At 46.7% G+C, this 338-nt stretch carries 1 protein-coding gene; it reads left to right on the top strand.

Features of this window, described 5'->3' with window-relative positions; all coding sequences use genetic code 11:
• Positions 1–338, top strand: a 338-nt coding sequence (locus KDU71_RS23525) for a hypothetical protein (RefSeq protein WP_212193450.1), incomplete at both ends; no start/stop codon positions are given.

Raw genomic sequence — 338 nt, 5'->3', positions numbered from 1 at the left:
ACTACTTATACCTGGACAAAAGGCGGAGTTGTAATTGGAGGTGAAACAGGTGCTACCTTAACCATCGACCCGGCTGATGTAACAGATAACGGAACATATGGTGTAACTGTTGAAGATTCAAATGGCTGTACAAGTACAGAACAAACTGTTGTAGTGACCATTCAGGCTTTACCGGTGCCGACCATTAATGGAGATGCCGCTGAGACTACCACCGAATGGTGCGAAGGCGAAGATATAACATTAACCGGTGGTGGAGGTGCTCCAGGAGCGACCTACTCTTGGTTGCTACCCGATGGTAGTACCCAAAATACTGCTGTTCTGACCATTAATAATGCCGA

Source organism: Carboxylicivirga sediminis (genome assembly GCF_018156225.1).
In the GTDB taxonomy this organism is placed as follows: Bacteria; Bacteroidota; Bacteroidia; order Bacteroidales; family Marinilabiliaceae; genus Carboxylicivirga; species Carboxylicivirga sediminis.
This window is presented reverse-complemented; position numbering and strand designations above follow the sequence as displayed.